This is a genomic window from Prevotella sp. CAG:255 (assembly GCF_000431195.1).
Classification (GTDB): Bacteria; Bacteroidota; Bacteroidia; order Bacteroidales; family Bacteroidaceae; genus Prevotella; species Prevotella rara.
Window position 1 is genome coordinate 1 of the sequence record NZ_HF986754.1, and the last position, 9,443, is coordinate 9,443.

Sequence of the window (9,443 nt, forward strand, 5' to 3'; positions counted from 1 at the left end):
TATTTCTAACAATATGTGTTGCGGAATTAAGGACCAATAAAAAGAACTAATGAGAAAAAGAACTTTTTCATCTAAGCTGTTCCTTCTTTTAGGAACGGCCGCAATCTTAGGATTTTCCGCATGTACGGACAATGACTATGATTTTAATGAGATTGACTCAACAATAGGTATAGGAGGCGATGGTCTCGAGATACCTTCGATGTCAACAGAGATTATCCCGTTGAAGGATGTTTTGGAACTGGAAGAGAATGGTAGTGTTATTGAAGACGAACTGACCGGCGACTACGTATTCCGTCAGGATGGTGCTGATGTAGCCCCGGTTCATCCTTTTATTGATAAAATAACTGTTGCCGAGCAGACGTCGACTTCTAATGATGTTGAACTTGTGTTCTCTACGCCTTCTGGTTCGCGCCGTCGCAGCCGTGCAACCCGTGCCGGAGGCGAAAGTCTTGTGGCTGACGGATGGCTTCAGGCATTTACTTATGAAGGCAAGCAGCCAGAAGAGGTGGTGGATTTGTCTGACGCTGAGGTAAGTTCTTCGGTAAATCTTCAGATAAACTTCAGCGACGTAAGGTCTGTTGTAAGCCAGTTTGACCAGATTGTCATTGCTCTTCCGGCGTTTATGACATTGTCTGACGTTAATTGCGGCGGTCATGCATATACGATGTCTGGATCAGAGCTGACGTTTAAGAATGTTTCAACTTCGTCGAACCTTACTATAACAGCAAACGTAACTTCTCTCGACTTTAAGGAAAAAGACACCACATACGGCTCGCTTAAACTTTCTGGCGGCAAGATTATGATGGACGGAAAAGTCTATATCAAGGCCGTGGCCACAAGTATCAATGCAGGTGCAGGCAGCACTACAGGCAAGAAGATAAGCAGCACAATGACCATGAGCAGCTTTGTTGTTAATGCAGCTACGGGTAAGTTTAACCCTGAGATTGCGCTTAACGACCTCGGCAGCGTAACCGTTAGCGGCATTCCTGACTTCCTGCTTGGCGGCAATGTGGTTGTCGACCTGTATAATCCGCAGATAAAGCTCACCATGACAAGCGACATGAGCGTGCCCGGCATGCTTGACGGCGTGATTAAGTCGTTTAAGGACGGTCAGCTCCTGGCTACGGTGAACGTAAATGATATTCCGATTGATGCCAACAAAACCTCAACCGTATGCATATGCCGCAGGGCTGAAGGCGTTACCGGCTTCGACCATGTCATCGTAAACGAGAGTCTGTCTAAACTTATTGAGACTATACCTGACAACATCACTTTCTCTGCCAATGCAACGGCAGACAGCAAGAACGACTATCGCTTTGAACTCGGACGCAACTACACGGTGCAGCCGGTTTACAAGGTAGACGCTCCTATCGCCTTTGGCGAGAATGCCAATATAGAATATCGCGACACGCTTGACGGATGGAACGACGACATTGAGGACTTTGAACTTGCTGAAGGTTCGTATATCAATCTTGATGCAAGCATAAAGAGCTGCGTGCCTGCTTATATGTCTATCACAGCAGTGCCTGTTGACGCCGACGGCAATGCCATCAGCTCAGACGAGCTTTCTGTTGAAGTAGAGGGTACGGTAGAGGCATCTAAAGACGGAGTGACTGAAACAGTTTCGCCTGTTAATATAAAGATTAGCCAGAACAAGAGAGGCGCAATGAAGAAGCTCGACGGTATCGTGTTTGTCGTGTCGGGCAAGGCCAACGGCGCCAGCGGAGCCGTTACGGGCATTACGCTCAACGCACAGAAGCACTCGCTCAAGGTTGACGAGATTAAAATCAAACTTGTGGGAAAACTGATAGGCAACTTTAATTAATAAAAAAAACAACAGGCAAAAATGAAATCAATATATAATAAGGCTATCGTTGCAGCCTCAATGCTTATGGCATGCAGCGGCGCCATGGCCCAGGAACTTAACTCGGCCTACTATACAGAAGACTATAATTTCCGTCATGAAATGAACCCTGCTTACGGCAACGAGCAGAACTATGTGTCTATCCCTGCACTCGGAAATATCAACGTCGGACTGCACGGAAACTTCGGCTATCAGGATGTTGTGCTGCATAATCCGATGTATGGCATCGAGGGCGGAAAGAAGATGACAACATTCATGAACCCTTATATCTCTGCTTCAGAGGCTCTCGACGGATTCAGCACAGGCAACAACCGCATTGTCGGCGATGTAGGCGTAACGCTGCTTTCTGCCGGATTCAAGGCTTTCGGCGGATATAACACCATCACGCTGTCGTCTAAGACATCGTTTGGCGTGTCGCTGCCTTACGAACTGTTTGAGTTTGCAAAGAACACAGGAAACAAGACTTATAACATCGGTGACATCAACGTAGGCGCCAAGTCGTATGTCGAGCTCGGCCTTGGCCACTCTCGTCAGATTAACGACAAGCTGCGTGTGGGCGCCAAGCTGAAGTTCCTGTTGGGCGTAGCCAGTGCCGACTTCCTGTTCAAGGATGTTAAGGCCGACCTGGCTTCAAACGACAAGTGGATAATATCAGGAACGGCTACTGCCGATGTATCGATGAAAGGATTCACTTATGAGTCGGAGACAGCAGAGTATAACGACCCGTCGAAGGGTGAATATGAGAAGATAAACAGCGCTAATGTTGACGGCGCAGGCATCGGAGGCTTCGGTATGGCCATCGATCTCGGAGGTGTCTACAAGATAAACGACGACTGGACAGTCAATGCTGCTGTGCTTGATCTCGGTTTCATCAACTGGAGCAACGACATGCAGGCCGTTAACAGAGCCGACAAGTTTGAGTTCAGCGGTTTCCGCGATTTGTCTGTTTCGAGCGACCACGGGTCAACTATCGACGACCAGCTCGACAGCTATGGCGACCAGATTACAGACTTTGTAAACCTCAGAGACAACGGCGACCAGGGCGGACGTACAACCGGAATAGGTGCAACCGTAAACGTCGGTGCTGAATATAACCTGCCTGTTTACCGCAAAATAACATTCGGAGCACTGAGCAGTACGCGCATCAACGGTGCCTACACATGGACAGAAGGACGCATCAGCGCCAACTGGACTCCGCTGAGCTGGCTCGACGGCGGCGTAAACTTTGCTGTCAACAGCTTCACAACAAGCATGGGCTGGGTGCTCAACATTCATCCCAAGGGATATAACTTCTTTATCGGAATGGACCATGTCCTCGGCAAGACCAGCAAGGAGGGCATTCCGCTCAGCTCTAATGCAAGTCTTGCGCTTGGCATGAGCATTGCGTGGTAAACTTTTTTTTACTTACAATAAAATAATAGAGGCTGCTTCGGATTCGTTCTGGGCAGCCTCTTGTTTTTTGCATCTTCATCATCTTTTGCTGTTCTTTGGCTTATTGCGCTTATGCGTATGGCGCAGTTTTCTTGCCTTAATCCTATATCTGTTATTGGCATTATGCTGTATTGTCGTTGCCTATTTTCCGGCATATCAGGCTATATTCTGAAACAACAGCCGGTAGGAAGAAAATAGAAAAACTGCAGCCTGCTGAATGTATCTGCATTCTTGTGGAATTAAGCTATATGCGGACTTATCGTCGTTTTGGCTTACAATATAGCTGCGTGTTGCTCCGTTGCAGCCATGCATGCCATGAACACGCAAAAAAAGGCAGACCGGACATCACGTCCAATCTGCCTGGAAAATGAAAAATATATTAGAAAAAATTATTATTTACATGAAGGAGTCCACGGCTTCAGCTGCTTGAAGAAGTCGTTGCCCTTGTCGTCAACGAGGATGAAAGCAGGGAAGTCTTCAACCTGAATCTTCCATATGGCCTCCATGCCGAGTTCAGGATATTCAACACACTCGATGCTCTTGATGCTGTTCATAGACAGAACTGCAGCCGGGCCGCCGATGCTTCCCAGATAGAAACCGCCGTGCTTCTTGCAGGCGTCGGTAACAACCTGTGTGCGGTTGCCCTTTGCTATCATTACCATAGAGCCTCCGTGATCCTGGAACTCGTCTACATACGGGTCCATACGGTTGGCTGTTGTCGGGCCCATTGAGCCGCAAGGCATTCCTTCCGGAGTCTTTGCCGGACCGGCATAGAGTACGGGGTGATCCTTGAAATACTGCGGCAGATCCTCGCCTGCGTCAAGACGTGCCTTCAGTTTGGCATGTGCTATGTCGCGTGCAACGATTATTGTGCCGTTGAGGCTGAGACGTGTAGATACAGGATACTGTGACAGAATCTTGCAAACCTCGCTCATAGGCTGGTTGAGGTCTATCTTAACGGCGTTGCCTTCGCCTGCCTTGCGCAGTTCTTCAGGTATCAGCTCGCCGGGGTTATCGTCGAGTTTCTCAATCCATATACCGTCCTTGTTGATCTTAGCCTTGATGTTACGGTCGGCAGAGCAGCTTACGCCCAGACCGATGGGGCATGATGCGCCGTGGCGCGGCAGACGGATGACGCGGATGTCGTGAGCAAAGTATTTGCCGCCGAACTGAGCTCCGAGTCCAATCTTGTGAGCCTCCTCGAGCAGCTCTTTCTCCAGTTCTACGTCGCGGAATGCGCGTCCTGTCTCGTCGCCTGTTGTAGGCAGGTTGTCATAATAGTGAGTAGAAGCCAGCTTAACTGTCAGCAGGTTCTTCTCGGCTGATGTACCGCCGATAACGAAAGCTATGTGATAAGGAGGACATGCAGCTGTGCCGAGAGTCTTCATCTTCTCAACCAGGAACGGAACCAGAGTGCCCGGGTTCTGTATTCTTGCCTTTGTCTCCTGATAGAAATATGTCTTGTTGGCAGAGCCTCCGCCCTTAACCACGCACAGAAACTTATACTCGCAGCCCTCTGTAGCTTCGATGTCTATCTGTGCAGGCAGGTTGCAGCGTGTGTTAACCTCCTCATACATGCTCAGCGGAGCATTCTGAGAGTAGCGCAGGTTCTCTTCTGTATATGTCTTGTATACGCCTTTCGACAGAGCCTCCTCGTCGCAGAAGCCAGTCCATACCTGCTGTCCCTTCTCTCCGTGGATGATGGCAGTACCTGTGTCCTGGCAGAAAGGCAGCTTGCCCTTGCATGCCACTTCGGCGTTGCGCAGGAAAGTCAGAGCCACATACTTGTCGTTGTCGCTTGCTTCGGGGTCGTTAAGTATCTTGGCCACCTGCTCGTTGTGAGAGCGGCGCAGCAGGAAGTTAACGTCGCGGAAGGCAGCGTTTGTGAGCATGGTCAGTGCTTCGGGGCTTACCTTCAGTATAGGCTTGCCTTCAAACTCGCCTAATGACACTCCCTCTTTCGTGAGGAGATAGTACTCTGTGTCGTCCTTGCCCATCTGGAACATCGGGGCGTACTTGAATTCTGGTGTTGTTGCCATAATGTTTTTATTTTATATAACAGTTGTTCGTAAGTCGCTTTTGTGGCCGTCTTGCGGTCTTTCCGGCTAAGGCTGCCGTATGTGTTTTCATGCCGTGTCAGCAGCGACGGTGTCGCGGCATGGTGTTTGACTGCAAAGTTATATAATTTTTTTGAAACCCCATTCTTTATTTCTGCTTTATTAAGTCCAAAACGTTCATTCCGGCGCAATGTTCACATTATTAAATCTTTTTACCCTTTTTTCAGTTTTATCCCTTTTCGGCGTGCCGTAGCATCGCCTTTCTTAAGAGAGTCTCTTGCGCAGGAGTATGTCTGCGTATGTTGCATGAGCACACTTGCCTGGCGGAGCGTTATGCCATATTTAGGCTATATGAAAATATTTAAAAAAAGACAGTTAAATTACAAGGGCGAAAAATCGAAAGTAAAATATATTCTTATGCTTAATGTCTGCGTAAAAGAGAAATATTATCAACCTTGATTGTAAGCAAAGTGTATTGTGTAAGTTTTAAACTGTTAACCTATCGTTTTTGAGTCGTAACTCGGCCACTTTTGCATCAAGAGTTTTTAGTCATAAATAAGTGAGTTTTTGAAGGCGGATTGGCCATTTTGTGACTGTCCAATTTTTTCCCACAAGTTTGATTTTTATATTTTTCGGTAATATGGTACAGAACTGTTCGGTGGTTTGACTTTTTACATATTCCTCACTCTTTCTTGCAACTCCCTTATTTTCTGCATGAGCGCATCAAACTCTAAGGATTCACCATAAATGAAGAAACGCCTCATGTCTGCATAGTCATTTTTCCATGCCCCTATAACCGATTCTGGTATCGTGAAATTGATGGTTGATGGATCATGTAAATCATAGTTTACATACTTCAAAGCATAATAAGTCTTACGATGCTCAACAATAGCATCATATAGTTTTCGATTTGACAAAGCTTCTTTTCCATATTCTGTATCCATCAGTTTTTCTAAATCATACAGATGTCGTGACATTCGTACGCTACGTGGTTTTTCTTTTTGGAATTCTTCCGCCAAAAGAAATAGCTTCTCAAGGAATGTACGAGTAGGAACTACGGTTCTGATTGAACTATCTGCATCGGTATCTTCGCCATCAAAACTTTCACCTATTAAGGAACGGATTGGTCTTAATTCCGTAGGCTCATTCATAGAGAGACAACTTATTTCAATCTTAACACGTGGAGGTATATAATTTATCGTATCTTCAAGAATTGATGGATAGTGTAATAGAATTACAGTAGGATCTTTGTCCGAATCTATTGGCCTCCATTCCCCATTTTTATCTTGCACTTGACATACATTCTCTATATTGTAACCAGAAACTCCCATTTCTTTCAAACGGGCATCTAATTGTGCAGAAAGAGTATCGTGAATATATGCCCGTGCCTTTTTGCGTAATCTTTCCCGCTGACTTTTACTTGTTTTCTCAATATCAAAGAATGAATGATTGATTGCCAAATCAATGTCTTCAGAGAAACGCTCTATGATATTAAAACCTTTTGACAACGATGTTCCGCCTTTGAATATCAAAGAATCACGGCAATCTGTTTGAAATAATGCCTTCAGCGCAATTGTTACCCACCAGTCCTTTTCTATAGCTATCTGATTAATGCCAGGATGTTCAATCTCCGTCTGCTGTAACATTGCTAGACGGTCCACAATTTCATTGTTTAACCACAGCTTTCCCATAATTTAAGTTTCTTTTAAGCGGTTAGCATTGGTTTTATAATTCGTTTCATCCATGCAGGCATCATATCTACATCTTTGATTAAAGCCTCCTTATCTGTTTCTTTTGATACCAATTGTCGAATTATATTCAATTCGCGTTCTCCTATATTCTCCTTTTTCAGAGCCTTAAGAGCTTGAACAAGTAGTGAAATAAGGCGAGTACTATAACAGAAGTTTTTGGGGACACCTCGTTTTAATATTACTTTCCTGTTTGATATAATTACAGTTCTTTCACTACCGGTAGTCAGAAATGTATAATTCATCGGTACTTGAGTTGATAGCCCTAATGAATTTAATGCAGTCATACCTGATGGTAACACCTTTGCTTTATCTCGTACAGCAATTGCTTGTACGATTTTATCTACCGAAGGAAGTACAATACCGAATCGACTTTTTCTTGGCTTGGCATATATTCCATGTGCAATTTTAACAAGTGTACCTTCATTTGTCAATTCAGTTAAAATACTGCCAACAAATTCTGTGTGATATTCAGGGAAGTCTGAACGAAACAGGATACAATCTTCAGGCATCGCTTCTATACGTTGCTTGAGAGTAGTACTATTTATAGAGTATTCATTAGTCATATCACCTTTGAAATTTTGATGATTTTTCAAATGCAAAGATACAGAAAGGATTCAAATAAATGGTAAATTACCAAGTAATTTTTGTTTTGTGTCGATTTTCCAATGTCTTTCCGTAACTTTTGCAATAAAAGGTCTTGCTTAGAATAATCGATAGGTAGGATTGTTTGAATTTATGATAACGAAAGATCTACTGTTCCTATTTCTGAGTTCTTAATTATTATGCTTCAATGGATAACTTTTGATGCTACAAAGGTAAAAAAGAAATGCAGACGAAAAGAAGATGATAATAATATTCTTTCGTCTGCATAATATATTGTTTCTATATTTTGAAATCTTTTCTTGTTTGCAGAATTTGCTCTTATTCAAATGTTGTTAATACAAAATCAACCAAATTGAATCGTACTTTTCTAAAAAGCATCAATGATTTTAGCCCCAAATTACATTGATAAGAATATAATACACCACCTGTATTATTTTCCAATAAAACAACCATTTCAGGTACAGATAATTTACTATTTCCTAATTCGAGTTCTATGTTTTGTATTCGGTAACACTTCGATATGTGTACACCTCCAATTCCTGCACCTCTGATAGTATCTAATTTACAATGAGTAGTGATGTATTCTTTGTTATTCTCAAAGAATCTTTTGTCTAACGAACCATATGAAGCATCACCGGTATCAATATTCATTAACATTTTATTACCTTGTACGATACCCTTGCTCAACAAATTCATATTGGATGAAAAACACATGTTTGGAGACGCTTGGCTTCGTTTTGGAGCAACTGATGGAACTGTAATTTTATTATTAACAAAATCAATGGTTAGGTCTTTGAGTTGTAACATCAGTTCGCTGCCCACAACAATATTGAAACAGTCAATATATTTGTCTGCCTCTTCGTTATTGGTTGTTATATCTATGACGTAAAAAGGAACATCAGTAACAATCATATCCCCAATTTTTAATTCCTTTGCTATTGCGTACTTCCCATTTTGTATACCTACTCCGCCAACTGTGCTTGATGCTTCAAGTGGAATTAAATTATATTTAAGGGCTAATGATTCTGAAATAATATTTACTCCTGCTCCTGTGTCAAAAGTAATATCAGCTTCAACTCCATTGATATAACTGTCTTTTAGATGTATTAATACTGAATTATTCTTTTCCGGGCCAACAGGAACAATCTTAAATGGAATAGTTCCTGACGAATTTTTAAATGTGATTTTATATGGATTGTATTTAGATAATGCTTTGTATTGATTGATAAATTGCTGAACACCAGCAATGGTTGTGCTGTCAAGATGAGTGCGTATTGAGTCAAGAGTTGAAGATAACATTTTTGCGGCAGTCTTATTATCTCCAATCCTGCTTAAATCCATTGCAAACATCATGGACGAATTGAGCATATTGCCAAAATCAAGACTTTCTGACTGAGTGTTGAATAATTCCGTAAACGCAGGAATTGAAACATCTGGACGATTTAGCCTATTTCCTATAAGGCAACGGGAAAATATTTCAAAGAAATCGCTGATTGAATCTTTGGGTTCTGTTTGATATAAAGAATCCAATGCAAACCAGTCTGAATTATTCATTGCATCAGCTATTTTTTCATCTGAACTTTGACTATATCCATATGAAAATGAACCTAAACATATCCATAATGTAAGAATGAGTTTTTTCATAATCTGTCGTATTGTTGTTTAACATTAATCATTATTACCGTAATCTAATTTATAAAGAAACGTGGAACTGCAATATATGATATTCGGGAAGTC

Annotated in this window: 6 protein-coding genes; 2 read left to right on the plus strand and 4 right to left on the minus strand. The window is 42.9% G+C overall.

The annotated features are described in order from the left end of the window. Positions 1–49 precede the first annotated feature (49 nt). A complete protein-coding gene (locus QVO66_RS00005; RefSeq protein WP_021853297.1) occupies positions 50–1,825 on the plus strand; it encodes a hypothetical protein in 1,776 nt (591 codons plus the stop codon). A 21-nt stretch (positions 1,826–1,846) separates the two neighbouring features. After that, a complete protein-coding gene (locus QVO66_RS00010) occupies positions 1,847–3,256 on the plus strand; it encodes a DUF5723 family protein (protein ID WP_021853298.1) in 1,410 nt (469 codons plus the stop codon). A gap of 431 nt (positions 3,257–3,687) precedes the next feature. Here QVO66_RS00010 and QVO66_RS00015 read toward each other — a convergent pair whose 3' ends face one another. The 4 genes from QVO66_RS00015 to QVO66_RS00030 form a co-directional block, all read right to left on the minus strand. After that, the gene (locus QVO66_RS00015; RefSeq protein WP_021853299.1) at positions 3,688–5,334 is read right to left on the minus strand and encodes a fumarate hydratase; all 1,647 of its coding nucleotides are present in this window, start codon (positions 5,332–5,334) and stop codon (positions 3,688–3,690) included. 689 nt (positions 5,335–6,023) lie between these two features. Next, positions 6,024–7,043, minus strand: coding sequence for a nucleotidyl transferase AbiEii/AbiGii toxin family protein (locus tag QVO66_RS00020; RefSeq protein WP_021853300.1), 1,020 nt, complete (start codon positions 7,041–7,043; stop codon positions 6,024–6,026). Between the two features lie 14 nt (positions 7,044–7,057). Further along, positions 7,058–7,666, minus strand: a complete 609-nt coding sequence (locus QVO66_RS00025; RefSeq protein ID WP_021853301.1) for a DUF6088 family protein — start codon at positions 7,664–7,666, stop codon at positions 7,058–7,060. A 358-nt stretch (positions 7,667–8,024) separates the two neighbouring features. Further along, positions 8,025–9,350: a retropepsin-like aspartic protease gene (locus QVO66_RS00030; protein ID WP_021853302.1), complete on the minus strand. Its 1,326-nt coding sequence runs from the start codon at positions 9,348–9,350 to the stop codon at positions 8,025–8,027. Positions 9,351–9,443 lie beyond the last annotated feature (93 nt).

Excerpts from the sequence above, each read along its gene's own strand:
- QVO66_RS00010 (WP_021853298.1), top strand. The coding sequence starts at position 1,847 with ATGAAATCAATATATAATAAGGCTATCGTTGCAGCCTCAATGCTTATG.
- QVO66_RS00005 (WP_021853297.1), top strand. The coding sequence starts at position 50 with ATGAGAAAAAGAACTTTTTCATCTAAGCTGTTCCTTCTTTTAGGAACG.
- QVO66_RS00015 (WP_021853299.1), bottom strand. The coding sequence starts at position 5,334 with ATGGCAACAACACCAGAATTCAAGTACGCCCCGATGTTCCAGATGGGC.
- QVO66_RS00025 (WP_021853301.1), bottom strand. The coding sequence starts at position 7,666 with ATGACTAATGAATACTCTATAAATAGTACTACTCTCAAGCAACGTATA.
- QVO66_RS00020 (WP_021853300.1), bottom strand. The coding sequence starts at position 7,043 with ATGGGAAAGCTGTGGTTAAACAATGAAATTGTGGACCGTCTAGCAATG.
- QVO66_RS00030 (WP_021853302.1), bottom strand. The coding sequence starts at position 9,350 with ATGAAAAAACTCATTCTTACATTATGGATATGTTTAGGTTCATTTTCA.